Genomic DNA, 17,123 nt, shown 5'->3' with positions numbered 1-17,123 from the left:
GAGGTGCGGTTTTATTTATCCATGCCGTGATGGTTATTTTAAGAAAAGGGAGTCTTCTCTTTTACTTCGACTATGTTGCCAAGTTAATCCCGAGCAATGACAAAACCTTTAAACAGCAAATTCTTTTTCGGAGTTTGTTGTTTTTTAAGGTTTATTTAAGGTTTACATTAAAATGGTGTAAGGTTGGGGGAATATAATCGTCTTTGTAGTTAAACAAGGAGGATTACTTATGAAAACCATCTTACAAGCAAAAAATGTTCAAAAAGTATTTGGAACTAAGGGAAATTTATATAAAGCGTTAGAAGATATTGATTTGGAAATTAAAGAAGGTGAATTTATTGGAATTATGGGACCTTCTGGGGCTGGTAAATCAACTTTGCTAAATATTTTGTCCACGATTGATACGCCTTCATCAGGAGAGATCATGATTACCAATCAAAATATTGTCAGAATGAATGAGGAACAATTATCTGACTTCCGCCGAAATAAGCTTGGTTTTATTTTCCAAGACTATAACCTGCTTGATACGTTAACGGTAAAGGAAAATATTTTGCTTCCACTTGCGCTATCAAAAGTACCGGCAAATGAGATTGAAAAACGCGTGAATGAAATCGCCGATACATTTGGAATTCGGGAAATTCTAGATAAATACCCTTATCATATATCCGGAGGTCAGAAACAAAGAACAGCAGCATCACGAGCCATTGTCGGAAATCCAAGCTTAATCTTAGCAGACGAGCCAACAGGGGCACTTGATTCCAAATCGGCTACAAGTCTACTAGAAAGCTTAAACGCATTAAACGAACAGAATCAATCCACCATTATGATGGTCACTCATGATGCTTACGCTGCAAGCTTCTGTAAACGGGTTTTTTTTATTAAGGATGGTAGGACCTATACAGAAATTCATAAAAATCACCAATCTCGTCAGGATTTCTTTCAAAAGATCTTAGATGTCCTCGCTTCTCTTGGAGGTGGGTATTAAATGACGCTCTTTAGTATTGCTAGGAAAAATATTCGTCAAAATTTTACTAACTATTTCCTATATTTTGCTTCAATGATTTTCAGTATCGTCATTTACTTTACCTTCGTTTCATTAAAATATGATGAAACGCTCCAAGCTACTTCTGATGCTTCACCTAAAATCAGCTCAGCTTTTAGTGGGGCAGCAGTCGTCTTAATGGTCTTTGTGGCTATTTTTATTTGGTATTCGAACTCATTCTTTACAAGGAAACGGAAAAAAGAAGTCGGTCTCTATTCTTTACTGGGTGTGCGTAAGAAACAAATTGGTCGCATGCTTTTCTACGAAAACTTTATTATGGGGATTTTAGCTCAGATTATCGGAATTCTACTCGGTTCCGTTTTATCGAAGTTTTTTGTATCGATTTTGATGGGTGTCATGGGCTTTGAGGCCATTGGAGATTTCACCATCTCATTAGCAGCCATTGTGAACACAATCATCGTATTCTCTCTTATAACCATCATTACGTCGTTTCAAGGATACCGATTAATTTATCGGTTTAAATTAATCGAATTATTCCAAGCCGATAAAGAAGGGGAACAAGAGCCGAAATCATCGTTCATTATGGCACTATTATCCGTTATATTAGTCGGAATCGGTTATTGGCTCGCACTTCAAAATTTAATGGAGTCAAATGCATGGAAAGCAATGGGCTTCATGGTAACGCCCCTTGTTATTTTAGCGACGGTCATTCTAGGGACGTACTTCTTATTTAGTACATTAACTGTGTACTTATTAAAGATGTCTAGAAAGAATAAAAGGTCCTATTGGAAAGGGATTAACTTAATCGGAACATCCCAGCTCCTCTATCGCATAAAGGGGAATGCTCGTACGTTAACGATCATTGCTGTGCTAAGTGCGACAACATTAACTGCTGTTGGAACAGCCTACAGCTTGTATTACAACAATAGAAGTAATGTAGGACTCGCCAATCCAAATAGCATGATGTTTATTGATCAAGACAAGAACGTAACGAATCAAGTAAGAGATATTATTTCAAACAATAAAAATCATGACGTTATTTATCATGAGTCGATTCCAACACTGCAAATCAATGCAGATGTCACAACCTTAAAAAATAATTTGTTCAGTAATGAAATGATGTATACCGTAATTTCGGATAGTGATTTTAATAAGCTAGCAAAAGTACAAAAAAGAACCGACAAGCTTTCCTTAAAAGGAAATGAAGCAGCTGCACTGGATGCAGGGTACTATGAAGGAATGTCACCGAACTATATAGGTTCAACGATTTCTTTGAAGGTGAACGATCGCGTCGAGAATATTACATTTAAGAGTCTGAAAAAATATAATGCCCTCAATTATTATACAGCTAGTACAACCGTTGTGGTAAGTGAACAGTTGTTTACTCAATTAGGAAAAGAAACAAACAGTGTGAAAATGGAAGTTTACGAGATTACTAATGAAGATGAAGCTAAGCAATTAACAAAAGATATTCAATTGATTCTGCCAGTCGAAGCAAGATTCTCAAGCTTTTATGCAGATTATTCTGCTGGAATGGAATCATCAGGCTTAATGATCTTTATGGGTGGATTCTTAGGATTAGTTTTCCTTGCTGCTACAGGAAGTATCATTTACTTTAAACAACTAACAGAAGCAAACTCAGACAAGGGTCGTTATGAAATTCTACACAAAATCGGTGTCAACAAAAAAGAGGTAAAGAGATCCATTGCTAAACAAGTTTTATTTGTCTTTGCTCTGCCATTAATAGCAGGGATCGCTCATTGTTTCGTTGCCCTAACGGCTTTATCGAGATTAATGCAAACCAGCTTAGTTATTCCGGTTGTGATATGCATGGGCGTGTATACCTGTATATACATCGTTTATTATTTCTTAACCGTGAATGCCTACTACAAAATTGTAACGAAATCAAAATAAAAAGGAGAATTATAATGAAGAAATTAATCATATCATGTACGGTTATAGCAGCTATTTTAATAGGAGGGTTGGTGTTTATTCAAAACGTAAACCTTAACAGATTAGGTGCCGATGAATACTATACCCGGATTGAAGGGCAAGGTAAGAAAATCGAAGACAAAGCAGACAATGGACAGAAATATGTCAGTTATGAATACGAATTACCTGCTTATGATCAAGAGGGCAAGCAAAAAACACTTACGTTTACTGCCACTAAACAACTCCGCGAAAAAGCTTATTTAAGATTGTTCGTAAAGGATGGAAAAGGGATTACATCATATCAGGAAGTTACAAAAGAAGAACTACCTGAAAAAGCAAAAGATAAGTTAAAGTAAAGAATACTTCAGGGAAGAATCCTTTTGATACAGGGTTCTTTTTTGAATTAAAGGAAGCTTTCTGATTGAAAATGACACTTTTTAGCCTGATTTCAATCCGGGACTCAAATTCTATATAATGAAGGAATAGTTATAACAATTTTGGAGGTAGTAATTGGAATGTCGCTAACGAATAAAAAGGTTTTAATCATAGATGATGAAGAGGATATTTTAAGGCTTATTCAAACGGTATTAATGAAAGAAGGTATCGAAAATGTCATAACCGCCACTACAGCGAAAGACGGATTCACTCAATTTCAACAAAAAAAACCTGATCTTGTGTTACTCGATATCATGCTGCCAGACGGGGAAGGCTATGATGTCTGTAAGCAAATAAGGAATATTTCTAATGTGCCGATTCTCTTTTTATCCGCAAAAGCAGAAGAAATTGACAGGATTTTAGGGTTCGCCATTGGTGGGGATGATTATATTACAAAGCCCTTTAGCCCGAAGGAATTAGCCTATCGAGTAAAAGCACAATTACGAAGAGCCGATTTTTCACAGACAGAAGAAAAGATGGATTCCATTATTAAAGCAGGTCCCTTTGAGTTAAATGAACAAAAAGCAGAATTATCGAAGAACGGTGAAATCATAGAATTAAAACGAAAAGAGCTCGGATTAATGACATATTTTCTTCAAAACCCTAATTTGGTCATTAGTAAAGAAAGGCTCTGTGATAGCGTCTGGGGAGAGGATTTTATCGGATTTGATAATACGATCATGGTACATATCCGGAGATTGCGAGAAAAAATTGAAGAACAGCCTTCAAACCCCAAGTATCTAATGACTGTAAAAGGGTTAGGCTACAAGCTTGTCGTAAAGGGTGAATAGGAAATGAAATGGAGGTTAACAGGAAGATTTCTCCTATCTGTCGTTATAGTTGTCATCCTCGTTATTTTCATAAATATTCTCACCTTTTTGGCATTGTTTTTTGCCCAATCTGCATTTAATGTACCGATTTTTCAAGACAGAGAAACCATTTCTGCAGAATCCTTTACAAGGCGTTTTCAGGAACATATTACGTTTTCAAATAATGAAGTAGCCATTAGCAACCAAGGAAAAAAAGAACTTATCAAGCATGAAGCATGGGTCCAAATTTTAGACGAAAATGGAAAGGAGCTATACGGTTATAGGCTACCTGAAGGGATAAAGAAAAAGTACACACCTTTAGAAGTTGTCAATATTCACAAATATGTAGAGAAAGATATATATGCCACTGTTTTTGTTAGTGGTAAAAAGATCGATAACTACAATTATAGTTACTTAATTGGATTTGAAAATCCTTCTATTGAAAAAATCACATTATCCTATGACTCCCGTGATCTCTTACACAATTTTAAAATAGGGAGTATTCTTATATTACTCATAGATGGTCTTATTGCTTTATTAATCGGCTATTTATTTAGCAAACGACTTACAAAGCCACTTCATACATTAATTGATGGAATAAAAAGACTAGCAAATAAGGACTATAATATAAATTATGAACCTAAAGGAATCTATAAAGATGTTTTTTATAATGTCAATTATTTATCCAATCAGCTAACTGAAAACGAAAGGGAACGAAAGAAATTGGATCAAATGAAAGAGGAGTGGATCGGAAACATCTCCCATGATATGAAAACACCACTTGCCTCTATTCAAGGTTATGCGGAAATGATGAAGGACCCAGAATATCAATTTTCATTAGATGAAATGAGAGAATACGCAGAAATTATCGAAAGAAAGTCGCTATATATGAAGGATGTATTAGAAGATTTAAACTTAACAATGAGATTGAAAAATAAAGAACTAACTTTAAACAAAAAAACGATTAACATTGTAACGCTATTACGGAATATCGTGATCGATATTTTAAATGATGCCAGATACTCAAATCGAAATATTGAATTTCAGGTACACCAAGAAATGATCCGAGTGGATGTTGATGAAATTCTGGTACGAAGAGCACTAACGAATTTAATATATAATGCAATCGTCCATAATGACAGCAAAGTGAAAATAGTTGTGAGTGTTAAAAAGAAAGACCGAACACATATTACGATAAAAGATGATGGCAAAGGGATAAAGAAAGAAGAACTCAATCGAATTTTTGATCGCTATTATCGAGGAACGAATACAGGAGAGTCCCACAAAGGTTCTGGACTTGGAATGGCCATAGCCAACGATATCATTCGGGCACATGATGGAGAGATTAGAATTGATAGTGTGGTTGGTCATGGGACAACGATTGAAATTCAATTTTAAAGACCTCTAGTAAAATTAATGCAAATATCAATATTGTAAGATTTATTTGCAACAATTTGTTTTTTCAAAAACGAACAATGATTAAAAACCCTGAATTCTCCTCATAGCGTAGAAAAATCAGGGTTTTACCTTCCAAAAAATGTCTTAACGTATAATATTCGCGTTTTGTCGGCAGGACCCCCATAAGAAAAATCACACTGATTTTTGCACGTAAAATGGAGATTATGTTGAAATTATTCTTATTCAACTACACTTATTCTTATTCAAACTAACGGATGCAAGAGTTAGAGATGGGGCTGCTGCGGCAGCTCTTTTTTCAATTTTCTTCTTCAGTTAAAGGGGGAGGTTAGTTCCATAAGTGAAAATATATAGAGATGTTAAGTAATAAATTTATACCTACAATGACTACAAATATAATTATTAGTTAACAATAAAACTTATAATTTTACAAAAGGTGACTATGTAATGAACCTTGATAGATGGATATTAATTGGAATTTTGGGGTTATGTATTATTATAATTTGGAAAATGGTACCTATAGAAAAAGCAAGAGAAGCATGGTTGCTATTTTTATCACTCCAAGTAATCACTTGGATAGCAGGTTTATTCGCAGTTGAAATGAGATGGATAGAGTATCCAGTACAATTATTACCCGATGCAAATAAATATAATAAAACAAGTTTTTCCTTTGAATTTTTTCTATTCCCAATGATTGCAATTATTTTTAGCCTATATTTTCCAAAAAGTAATAAAATTAAAGTGAAAATCTTATATTATTTACTTTTCGCAGGGTTATTCACTGTCATTGAAGTAATTCTTCAAAAAACCACTAATTTAGTAATGTATCATCAATGGAAGTGGTATTGGACATTAATCAGCCTTTTTTTAGTCTTATATATTAATCACCAGTATTATTTATGGTTTAAAAAACAATTAACTAAGGTGGAGAAGCAGTGAATAAAGAAATTCTCATTTTAGTTTTTTCCTGGGTTATAGCTGTACTATGTTTGTTGAAATATGTACCAAAGGATAAAAGGAGGGTTGCTCATATTACGTTCTTATTTGGGCAGGCATTTTCATGGCTTTTTGAATACTTTCAAGTAAGACTTGAGTTACTTGAATTTCCTTTTAGAGAATTTAATTATGCAACAAAGATGAGTTTTTCTTTACATTATGTTATTTTTCCAACCTATGCTGTTTTTTTTATTCTCCTCTACCCTATCCAAAAAGCCCCGAAATGGATCATTATTTACTATTTAATATATGGAATGGCTTTACCTACTTACGCATTTTTTTTAGAGAGATACAGTTCTTTAATTGATTACAAAAAATGGAATTGGTTTCTTGCTGTAATAGTAAATTTAATTGCTATGTTTATTGTTAAAAAGTTTGTATTTTGGTTTAAAAAGGGGATAACTCAATCATAAAAATTATTAATGAATTCTATACCGATTAGATTGTTTTATCTATTGAATAAAAACATCCCATTAGATAGTGTTACTGAGGGATGTTTATTATTAATATAATGGTTGTTGATTCTGACAGGGTGGAGCCAAAGAATAAGGATGATTCTCATCTTTTTTGCACCAACGGATGCGATGCTTAAAGAAGCATCGCTTTTCCTTTCTAAATATATTCCTGTAAAGGTCCTGTCTAATAATATTGTAGCTATGATTATTGAAAATAAAGTAATAAATGTAAAACCATATAATAAGTATTGGAAGTGAAAAGGAGTTTTCCTCGTTGTTTTTTTCTTCTTGTTTTCGTTTTAACTCCAACTTTCTTCCTATTTTTATAAAGGGAAAAGACAAGGTGAGTGAATATGTTGAAAAAAAAAAAATCGGTTTTTTTTTTCGTCAAGAAAAAAAAGAAAGTCTTCAATCAAAAATGATTAAAGTATCCAGTGGAGAAAGGACAACCAAATTAACCGTTCAAGTTGCAGATACTCAAGGAAAAAGAGAAAAGGGTTTAATGTTTGTTAGAAAATTACCCGAAAACGAGGGGATGCTATTTGTGTTTTCAGGAAAAACATATGGCGGTTTTTGGATGAAAAACACCTTAATTCCTTTATCTATTGCTTTTCTTGATTCAGATGGAAAAATTCTGAAATTACTAGATATGGTGCCTTGTAAAGAGGATGAATGTCCTACTTATGATCCTGAACTTTCTTATCATTATGCAATCGAAGTCAATCTTGGATGGTTTGAAAAGAATCAAATCAAAGAAGGGGATTTTGTAAAATTTGATTAAAATCATCTCACCTCTGAGTTCTTAGAGGTGAGGTGATTTTTTAATGGATATTTATGTTAATATTACTGAAATATAACGGAATCCAATATAGGAAGATTATGTTAAAATTATTGAAACTGGATTGTTAAACTAACGGTCAGTAGAGTTGAAGAACAAGATATGAAATATTTGAAACCTATTACATAATTGAACTTATTACTTCTCCAAAAGAGAACGACATACATATTGGAAGGAAGTGTGGTTAAGTCCCAAAGGTCTATTTCCCGTGAGACGCTTAACGACTTTTTGAAAATGTTTATGCCATTTAATTGATTTCTTGATTATTGAATCGTACATTTATTAAGTCCGGTCAACTACTTTAACCCCTTTATAGAAAATGTTCTTTATATTATTAATCTCTGTTATTTCTAGTCCAGGAACACCCTCAGATACTAAAAAGTTTGCTTCTAATCCTACTTCTAGTCGTCCGAACACATCATCTTTTCCTAATAGCTTAGCAGGATTGTCTGTTAGTAGTGCCAGAATCTTATTTTCATTGTAATGATGTTTCTTTAATAGCTGCATAGCTGGATTTGCGATAAGCATTAAGACATCAGGTCCCTTTAATGTTTGGTCATTAAAGGGAAGCCACGAAGTTCCTTGATAGGGTGGGAGATAGGAGTCAGTTGAGATTGATACGGGAATGTCCTTTTCAATGAATTTAAGAATTTCTTCTGGAGAGTTAGGCTGTAAATGAGTACCACCCATTGGGGTGGCAACGATTTTCACTCCTTGTTTTGCAGCTTTTTCAATTTGATCATCTGTAATTCCGTGAGCGTGGTGCAAGACATCAACTCCGGCATCTAAGGCTAATTTGATTCCTTCCTCACCAGCAACATGGGCGCCCATTCGTTTTCCTAATCGATGATAGATGTTTACAATCCTCTCTAACTCCTCTAAGGTGAAGATAATTTCTCCTGCTCGAGGTACTTCTTTTTCTGTAAAATTTGCTGGTGTGGCATTTATAAAGATATTTTCACCTGGATAGTCACTTTCAAGTGCAATCATTTGCACTAAAACCGGGTCGGATAAATCGTATTGTGTAACTCCCCGCGATTGTGTGATCGATGTAAAATGAGCCAAATTTTCGAAACCGATCGAAATACTTGTTGTTGCAAAGGAAACATCAAGAGGAAGATCCTGAACGCACTTTTGATAATCCTCTTTAGAAAAATCACAAAGCGGATGACCGCAGATTTGCTCACCAAGTGCCGTGATACCCGATGACAAGGCATGAAAAAGTATCGCTTTTCCAGCAAAAAAATGAGTGTCAGGTGTAACGGGATAGAGAGAGGTTGGAGCAAATTCTAGTAAATGAGTATGACAATCGACCAATGAAGGAGTAATAACATAACTCGAACAATCAATCACATCCAAATCAGGGAATTGCTCTTTCATCCTCTCCCAACTGCCAATATCGGCAATTTTTCCATTCTCAATAACCATTGAGCCATTTTCCAAGGTCCCTAGGTGACTGACTGTTACGATTTTCTTTCCTCGAATCATGTAATTCATCATTCATCAAACCAAAAATGGAGTTAAAAAGTACCCTAGTATACAAGCCGTAATAAATCGGAGAACTATTCCAATAATAGCGGCTTCTATTGTTTCTCGTTCATTAAGACCAGATGTTTCGGCCCAAGTGACGGGTACCTGGCCAAAGATGACCGACAATGGCAACCCAGAATTGGCTAAAACAAATGATCCAACAATTAAGCGAGGATCAATGGTACTCGCGAGATCGGCAAGCTGCGCAACCGCAAGTGTCGGAGCGGCAAGGATAGACACAATCCCGGTTGCGGGTTCAATACTTAAGTAGGTAAGAATAGAGGATAAACTGGATTCAATGACACCCCAAACACCAATGAATTTTAATGCTCCGATAAAGAAAAAGACGGCAGCAACTGCTGGAATAATAATCAAAAACAGCAGTTCGACACCTTCTTTAGCGGATGAGAATATCGTTTGCAAAAATTTTGTAGTAGGTGTAAAACGAGGTAATTCCACTAGCTCCACTTTCTTTGTATCTCGGTAAATGGTTCTTGATAAGATAAAGGGAACGACTATGATTGGGACAAATATGGAAAGAATTACAAGTGGAAAGGCATTAATGCTGAATGCTGATAGTGCGATGAGCCCCAACACAAAGGTTGCAAAGGATTGTGGGGATTGGATCATAGTGGCTACTGCAATTTTTTGCTCAGCTTTGGTTGCATTTGCTTTGACAAGAATCGGACCAGAGATTTTTCCAGCTGCGTTAATATCACCAAGAATATTGTAAACGCTTGGAATGATAACCGATGGATTGATCTTAAACCACTTCATGATGGGGACAAATAAGCGAATTAGCCCATCAGTAAAACCTAAACGTTCCAAAAGGCGTCCAACGATAACGCTTACAATAATGGCGATTCCAACTTCACTCGTCAGAAAAATATCTACAACAATTGGTTTTACTTCTTTAATAATCGTATCAAACAGGGAAGACAGTGAATTAGGAGCGAATAAAAGCAAAATCAATGATCCAAACACTAACAAAATTCCAATCACTTCAAAAAGCTGCCATTTTAATCTTGAGGACTTCGAAAGTGATGATTGTTCCTTCTCCATATAACTACCTCCTGACATTTTGTAATTATCCTATGTTAAGAGGAAAAATGGGTGTTTGTCATTTATAAGAAAAAAAATCTGGTTACTTCCATCGTAACCGGATTTTTTTGAATTAAGACTGTGGAAAAATACCAATCCCGGACTAAAAAATTATTTAAGTATCCTTAATTTCAGCTATAATTAAAATTGAAAAGAATCTTACAATTAGAATACATAAAATAGAGGAGAAATTAGTATGTCTGGAATTGAGTCATATTTTCCGATGGTTAAGTTTTTTTCCCAATTTGTTGGAAATGATGCAGAAGTAATTTTATATGATACCTATAAAATGGAAATAGTGTTAATTGAAAATGCCTTTAACCCTGAAACCGTTGTAGGTAGCCCGATTCCTGACATGGAAAAAAGGTTTATAGAGAGAGAATTATATGTTCAAGAAGAGTCGATTGTAAACTATCGGGCTTTCTCACATGCAAGAAATAAACTAAGGTCAGCAACACATTTTATTAAAAATGATAATGGTCAATTAATTGGTATGCTTACTATTAACTATAAAGTAGACGAGTTAATTGAGCTTAGGGGCCTTCTAAATCGCTTGATTAGTGGTTCGGAACCTTTCCAATATAAAACAGATCACTTTTATGAGAGCTATAATCTTTCGTTTGAAGATTTAATGACGAAAACGATACAAGAAGCATTAAAAAATTTTAACGTTCCTCCAGAAAGATTGAGTCATGAAGAAAAGTTGGAACTTATTCGTGTATTGGATGAAAAAGGTATTTTTTTGATGAAAGGCTCTATTAGTGAGTTGGCTAAGATTCTTCAAACCTCAGAAACCTCTATCTATCGATATATAAGCAAGCTTTAATGTTTATTTAGAACGCGAATAATCCCGTAGGTATGTATTTTGTACCTACGGTTTTTTTATTATTAATTATAAAAATAAAAATTTTCTGAATAGTATTGTAAGTACAATTCCCTAGTGATAAAATATTTACAAGATGTAAAAAAATTATCACTTCGAAAGGATGATTTCAAATGCGTTTTATGACTGCAGAACCATTTCGCATCAAAATGGTGGAAAGAATTAAAAAAACCACGAAGGAACAGCGGCAACAATGGTTAACGGAAGCAAGATATAATGCCTTTCAAATTAAAGCTGAGAATGTTTATATTGATTGTATTACCGATAGCGGGACTTCCGCGATGAGCAGTGAACAATGGTCTGCACTCATGCTTGGCGACGAATCGTATGCTGGTTCGAAAAGCTTTTATAAATTAGAAGAATCTGTTCAAGATATCTTCGGTATGCCATTTGTGCAGCCTACACATCAAGGAAGAGCAGCGGATTACATAATGGCAAAAATCTATGCAAAACCTGGAAAATATGCAATTGGAAATATGCATTTTGATACATTTAGAGGAAATGCAGAAGTGATTGGTGCATTGGCTGTTGATTATGTCAATGATATCGGGAAAGATACAGCCAGCCCTCCACAACCGTTTAAAGGGAATATTGACATTAAGAAAATGGAAAAACTGATTGCAGAAAAAGGTCCTGAAAATATTTCCGTGGTCATCATTACCGTAACATGTAATAACAATGGTGGACAGCCTGTTTCGATGAAAAACATAAGAGAAGTAAGTACCTTAGCGAAAAATCACAACATTCCAGTTGTGATCGATGCAGCGAGGCTTGCAGAAAACGCTTACTTTATTAAACAAAGAGAAGAAGGCTATGAAAATAAATCGATTAAAGAGATTACGAAAGAAATGTTTTCTTATTGCGAAACAGCCACAATGAGTTCAAAAAAGGATGGTCTCGTGAATATCGGAGGTCTTTTCGTTACTAGAAATGAAGAAGTCCTAAAAGTAGCGCAACAATTAGCCATTGTTCATGAGGGTTTCATTACCTATGGAGGATTGGCAGGACGTGATTTAGAAGCCCTAGCTGTTGGTTTGCAAGAGGGTGTGGATGAACAGTATCTGGAATATCGGATTAATCAAGTAAAATATTTGGGTGACCGCTTAAAGGAAAAAGGCATTCCGATTATAGAACCAACAGGGGGTCATGGGGTTTACGTTGATGGAAGAAGATTTTTTTCCCATATCCCGCAAAGTGAATTCCCTTCACAACGACTGGTTGTCGCATTATATGAAGAAGCAGGGGTTCGGGCCGTTGAACTAGGTGCTTGTGCTTTCGGTTCAAAAGATCCTTTAACGGGTGAGGATATTTATCCAGAAGTAGAAGCAATGAGAATCGCTATCTCAAGAAGGGTTTATACCAATAGCCACATGGATGTCATTGCCAATGCATTAGGAGAAATTTATCAAAACAGAGATACGTACAGAGGAATGAAATTGGTCTATGAAGGACCGATCACATCCTTACGGCACTTTACAGCAGGATTTGAACTCTTGCCTCAGACCAATGCCATAACGGTATAAGGTTAATAGATTAAGATAAGCCGAACTATCTTCATTACGATTTGATTCGGCTTATCTACTTATATAAATCCAAAAGTCATTCACAGCAAATAGGAGGAAAAACAATGAAAAAGTACATAAAAATTGCCGCAGGGTTAGCACATGTTGATTATGGTCATCTGGCAGATATTGTAAAGGAAGCAAGTGAGGCTGGGGCGGATTATATTCATTCGGACGCCGCTGATATGTATGATTTACGAAACATGCAATTAATGGGCGGTCATCAAGTCATTGAAGGAATACGACCGGTAACTGATAAACCAATCGAATGTCATATTTATACGCGTGAATGTGATCGTCTGTTTATTGAAAAAATTGCTGCTGCTGGTGCAAATATGTTAATTATCCCTGTAGAACATTTTATCGGTGCACCGCTTGCTTATATTATTAATTATTGTCGTGAGTTTGGAATAAAAATTGGCCTGACTATTGGTTGTTATACCCCGTTATCCTTTGTTGAGGAAGCCATTTATGACATCGACCGTTTGCATATCGTTGTTCATGGTGTCGATGAAACTGACGGAAAAGATAATTGGGGGTGGAGAAGGTCTTCCCTTGATCTTGTAAAAAGAGCAAGAAAGTTGATCAATGAAAAAAATCCAAAATGTGAATTGGCCGTTGACGGTGGATTACGAGCTGAGAATTTAGCTCCGATGATTGAAGCGGAACCGGATGTTGTCATCCTTTCTTCAGGGATCTTTAAGTATGAAGAGGGCATTACTGCTGGGGTCAAAGCTTGCCGTGCAGCGATTGATGCCGCAAGTATTGAATATTTTGGAGAATGAAAAACTAGGAGGTCATACGGATGAATTTTTCATTTTATTCACCTGCAAGGATTTACTTTGGGGCTGGTGTTCGAAACAATATTGGTCAATATGTAGAGGAATATGGAAGCAAGTGCCTGATTGTTCGGTCACCAGTCAGAGATAGTAGACGTGAACTGCACTATAGCGAAATCACAGAAAGTCTTGATAATCAGGGTATTCAATATGTGGTTTTTCAAGGAGTGGAGCCAAACCCAACAACCGACATTGTGAATAAGGGAAAAGAAATAGCTGTGAATGAAAATGTTGATTTTATTCTGGCCTATGGAGGCGGTTCTTCCATGGATACTGCCAAAGCTATCGCCATCATGGCGGCAAATCAGGATCTTACATGGGAGTACAGCTTTAACCAGTTTTCTGACCCATTTAACGATCTAGACAAGACCGTTAAAGCCTTACCGATTGTTGCCATCACAACAACCTCTGGTACAGGTTCCCATGTTACACAGGCGGCTGTTGTAACAGAATCGGAGAAAAAAGAAAAATTGACCCTTTTTCATTCTTGTTTAATTCCACGTGTATCGCTCGTTGATCCAGAATTAATGCTGACGGTCCCTGAAAAAGTCACTGCTGAAACTGGATTTGATGCGATGTGTCATGCAATGGAAAGCTTCTTTAATCCAAGAGCTACTAAACTAACTGAAACACTTTCATTACAATCCATTTCGATTATTGCCGAGTCCCTGCCACTTTTATTGAAAGATTTAACGAATTTAGAACTGAGGGAACAGTTAGCCTATGCTGACACTTTATCCGGTATTTGTCTTTCTAATGCTGGAGCTGAAGCACCACATCCAATTGCTGAATCAATTAACGGTTATTTTCCAGAGCTAGCACATGGGCAGACTTTGGCCTATGCATATCCCTCCTATTTAAAGTATGTTAGTTCAGTTATTCCAAATAAGGTGAAAACGTTGTTAGTGATTTTAAAAGATTACAATCCAGCTGATGAGCAAGCACCCTTACATGAACAAGCAGAGTTGACAATAAAACACTTTATACAAAAAATCGGGTTATCCCAGCCCTTCACTTTCAAAGGAGATAAAGACATGCTTATTAAGGAATTGCAAGAAAAGCTCTTCTTTAATCTCCCATTAACCAATTCAGATAGACTTAAAGAAATTTTGTCTCAAAGTTTGTGAAAAAAGGAAGAAATTGATCGAGCTGCTGTTATAGCAGCTCAATCGATATAGTAAGTTTTTCCACTCTATAAGGATGGTGTACAAAGAATAACAAGAAAAGGAGGTTAATACAGGTGAAGTACTTTATTGATTCAGCCAATGTGGAAGAAATAACCCATTTACTTGAACTTGGTGTTGTTGCTGGAATAACGGCAAATCCTTCTTTATATGAAAAACAAAATACAAACTTTTATGACTTTCTAAGAAAATATAGTACATTCGGTATTATGTTAACGGCTGAAGTAGTTGGTGATGATCTTTTTGATTTGATACGCCAAGTAGAAAAAATCACGAAAATTACAAAAGATATTATTATTAAACTTAATTACTCGCAATCCAGCTTAAAACTTGTAAAGATATTGAAGGAAAAAGGAATAAAAACAGCCATCACTTTAGTTTTTGATATGAACCAAGCAATGCTGGCCATAAATGCTGGTGCGGATTATGTATTCCTCTTTGTTGCTAGAAATGAGGAAATGGGTGTAGATGGACTTACTTTCGTAGAGAATGTTGCGAAGGTAATAGAAAAGAAAAGGTATTCGACCCATATTATCGCAGCAAGTATCCGAACTAAATATCAATTAGACCATGTTGCATTATTTGCTGATTATATCGCAGCACCATTCAAGCTTATTGAAGAAAGTTTCAACCACCCGTTAACACTTTCCGGGAAACAACAGTTTGAGGCTGACATGAAAAGAATCCTGAGTCCCAAGGAGGAGAATCAGGTTGTTCAGCTTCAATAAACTTTATTATGAAAAACTCCAATTCTATGAAGAAGAATTCATGTCGGATTTAGCGAACTTAATCCAGATTTCCTCGATACGTGCAGAAGATACTAGATCTAATTCTGCTCCGTTTGGTAAAGGGGTCCGAAATGCTTTTGATGAAATGCTGAAGATTGCCGATCGTGATTCCTTTACCTATGCTGATTTTGATGGGTACGCCCTTCATGTTGATTACGGAAGTGGCGATGAAATTTTCGGAATATTAGCACATTTAGATGTTGTTTCGGAAGGTGATAAAAATGACTGGAAATTTGATCCTTTTACATTAACAGAACATAATGGATTCTTGTATGGTAGAGGTGTTAATGATGATAAAGCACCACTATTAGCAGCCTATTATGCAATGAAAATAGTAAGAGATTTAAAGATTCCTTTAAAAAGGAAAGTCAGATTGATTATTGGGGGAGCAGAGGAAACAACCTGGGAGTGTATGGAGCATTATTTCAACCATAATCCTCAACCTGAATTGGCTTTTACCCCTGATGGAGATTTTCCAATTGTGCATTGTGAAAAAGGAGTCATCCAAGGCACGTTCACTTTTGAAACTGAGAGGTTGTTAAACAAAGAGCCTCCTCATAAATTAATTGAGATTCATAGTGAGAAACAAAGAGGGTTTATTTGTGAGACATTAAAAGTGGTATTTGAGAGTCAAAGCCCAGAACTATTAAAAAATTTTCTAACTGACGCTGATGAAATTATCATATGCAATCAAAAAATTACTGCTATTTACACTGGAGATAAAGCCTTATCACGAAACCCTCATAAAGGAAGAAATGCAATCTTCCTTTTCGCTAAGGATCTAATCAGAATTAAAAAGGATTTGGGAAATAGTCAAAAGTTTTTAACCTTACTAGAAAACTATTTTTTAGAAGATGTTTATGGCAAAAAGTTAGGACTGTTTCATAATGACAGCGAGACTGGTATAACCACGATGGCAGTTCCTTATGTAACGTACGATGGTGAAACAATTGAAATCGCGTTTGATTACCGTTTCCCTAAGGGACAGACATTAGCTTCTACATTAGACGTTTTACAAAAGTTTAGTTCAGAGCAGCGATTAAACGTATCCATTCAGAAGTCATTGGACCTGCATTATGTCCAAAAAGATACACCTTTAATAAAACAGCTGAAACAAGCCTATAAATCGGTTACGGGAGTTGAAGCTGAGGGTATTACAAAAGGTGGAATTTCTTATGCAAGAGTACTAAAAAATGGCGTATGTTTCGGTCCAACATTTCCTGGAGATGTATCAAACACACATATGCCAAATGAACGGATTCGAATAGAAACATTATTTAAATCGATTATTATCTATTGTGAAACCATTCGTTTATTGGCATCTTAGACAAATACATCACGGTCCTTTATTA

General features: G+C 35.6%; 17 protein-coding genes. 15 read left to right on the top strand and 2 right to left on the bottom strand.

The window, feature by feature from the left end; all coding sequences use genetic code 11:
* Positions 1-229 precede the first annotated feature (229 nt).
* The 9 genes from TR08_RS04455 to TR08_RS04420 all read left to right on the top strand — a co-directional run bounded on the left by TR08_RS04455 (position 230) and on the right by TR08_RS04420 (position 7,827).
* Positions 230-985, top strand: a complete 756-nt coding sequence (locus TR08_RS04455; RefSeq protein WP_045516087.1) for an ABC transporter ATP-binding protein — start codon at positions 230-232, stop codon at positions 983-985.
* Entirely contained in the window at positions 986-2,917 is a 1,932-nt protein-coding gene (locus TR08_RS04450; RefSeq protein WP_045516085.1) for an FtsX-like permease family protein, read from the top strand.
* Positions 2,918-2,931: 14 nt separating this feature from the next.
* Positions 2,932-3,291, top strand: a complete 360-nt coding sequence (locus tag TR08_RS04445) for a YxeA family protein (RefSeq protein ID WP_193747672.1) — start codon at positions 2,932-2,934, stop codon at positions 3,289-3,291.
* A 159-nt stretch (positions 3,292-3,450) separates the two neighbouring features.
* Complete coding sequence (locus TR08_RS04440) at positions 3,451-4,161, top strand: response regulator transcription factor (RefSeq protein ID WP_045516083.1); 711 nt, start codon at positions 3,451-3,453, stop codon at positions 4,159-4,161.
* A 3-nt stretch (positions 4,162-4,164) separates the two neighbouring features.
* Positions 4,165-5,577: a sensor histidine kinase gene (locus TR08_RS04435; protein WP_045516081.1), complete on the top strand. Its 1,413-nt coding sequence runs from the start codon at positions 4,165-4,167 to the stop codon at positions 5,575-5,577.
* Between the two features lie 465 nt (positions 5,578-6,042).
* Positions 6,043-6,534: a CBO0543 family protein gene (locus TR08_RS04430; RefSeq protein ID WP_045516079.1), complete on the top strand. Its 492-nt coding sequence runs from the start codon at positions 6,043-6,045 to the stop codon at positions 6,532-6,534.
* Positions 6,531-7,004: a CBO0543 family protein gene (locus TR08_RS04425; RefSeq protein ID WP_045516077.1), complete on the top strand. Its 474-nt coding sequence runs from the start codon at positions 6,531-6,533 to the stop codon at positions 7,002-7,004. The genes TR08_RS04430 and TR08_RS04425 overlap by 4 nt, the downstream gene beginning before the upstream one ends.
* Positions 7,005-7,142: 138 nt before the next feature.
* A complete protein-coding gene (locus TR08_RS31760; protein ID WP_193747671.1) occupies positions 7,143-7,304 on the top strand; it encodes a hypothetical protein in 162 nt (53 codons plus the stop codon).
* Between the two features lie 16 nt (positions 7,305-7,320).
* Positions 7,321-7,827 (top strand): DUF192 domain-containing protein, encoded by a 507-nt coding sequence (locus TR08_RS04420; RefSeq protein ID WP_052427338.1) that lies wholly within the window; start codon positions 7,321-7,323, stop codon positions 7,825-7,827.
* 339 nt (positions 7,828-8,166) lie between these two features.
* Here TR08_RS04420 and TR08_RS04415 read toward each other — a convergent pair whose 3' ends face one another.
* Together TR08_RS04415 and TR08_RS04410 are read right to left on the bottom strand one after the other, a co-directional pair.
* Positions 8,167-9,372 carry an amidohydrolase family protein gene (locus TR08_RS04415; protein ID WP_045516076.1) on the bottom strand — a complete coding sequence of 402 codons (1,206 nt, stop codon included), beginning with the start codon at positions 9,370-9,372 and terminating at the stop codon, positions 8,167-8,169.
* A gap of 15 nt (positions 9,373-9,387) precedes the next feature.
* Positions 9,388-10,476 (bottom strand): hypothetical protein, encoded by a 1,089-nt coding sequence (locus TR08_RS04410; RefSeq protein WP_045516074.1) that lies wholly within the window; start codon positions 10,474-10,476, stop codon positions 9,388-9,390.
* Between the two features lie 235 nt (positions 10,477-10,711).
* Here TR08_RS04410 and TR08_RS04405 point away from each other — a divergent pair, with 235 nt between their 5' ends.
* The 6 genes from TR08_RS04405 (at position 10,712) to TR08_RS04380 (ending at position 17,098) form a co-directional block, all read left to right on the top strand.
* Positions 10,712-11,341, top strand: a complete 630-nt coding sequence (locus TR08_RS04405) for a helix-turn-helix transcriptional regulator (protein WP_045516072.1) — start codon at positions 10,712-10,714, stop codon at positions 11,339-11,341.
* A 170-nt stretch (positions 11,342-11,511) separates the two neighbouring features.
* Positions 11,512-12,921 (top strand): tryptophanase, encoded by a 1,410-nt coding sequence (locus TR08_RS04400; RefSeq protein WP_045516070.1) that lies wholly within the window; start codon positions 11,512-11,514, stop codon positions 12,919-12,921.
* Positions 12,922-13,025: 104 nt separating this feature from the next.
* The gene (locus TR08_RS04395; RefSeq protein WP_045516068.1) at positions 13,026-13,745 is read left to right on the top strand and encodes a ribulose-phosphate 3-epimerase; all 720 of its coding nucleotides are present in this window, start codon (positions 13,026-13,028) and stop codon (positions 13,743-13,745) included.
* 20 nt (positions 13,746-13,765) lie between these two features.
* Entirely contained in the window at positions 13,766-14,926 is a 1,161-nt protein-coding gene (locus TR08_RS04390; RefSeq protein WP_045516067.1) for an iron-containing alcohol dehydrogenase, read from the top strand.
* Between the two features lie 113 nt (positions 14,927-15,039).
* Positions 15,040-15,711, top strand: a complete 672-nt coding sequence (locus tag TR08_RS04385) for a transaldolase family protein (RefSeq protein ID WP_045516065.1) — start codon at positions 15,040-15,042, stop codon at positions 15,709-15,711.
* A complete protein-coding gene (locus TR08_RS04380) occupies positions 15,695-17,098 on the top strand; it encodes a Sapep family Mn(2+)-dependent dipeptidase (protein ID WP_052427336.1) in 1,404 nt (467 codons plus the stop codon). The genes TR08_RS04385 and TR08_RS04380 overlap by 17 nt, the downstream gene beginning before the upstream one ends.
* Positions 17,099-17,123: the final 25 nt, after the last annotated feature.

This window comes from Neobacillus niacini (genome assembly GCF_000759675.1).
Classification (GTDB): Bacteria; Bacillota; Bacilli; order Bacillales; family Cytobacillaceae; genus Neobacillus; species Neobacillus niacini_A.
The sequence above is the reverse complement of the archived record's forward strand: the minus strand, read 5'-3'. Positions and strand labels throughout refer to the sequence as shown.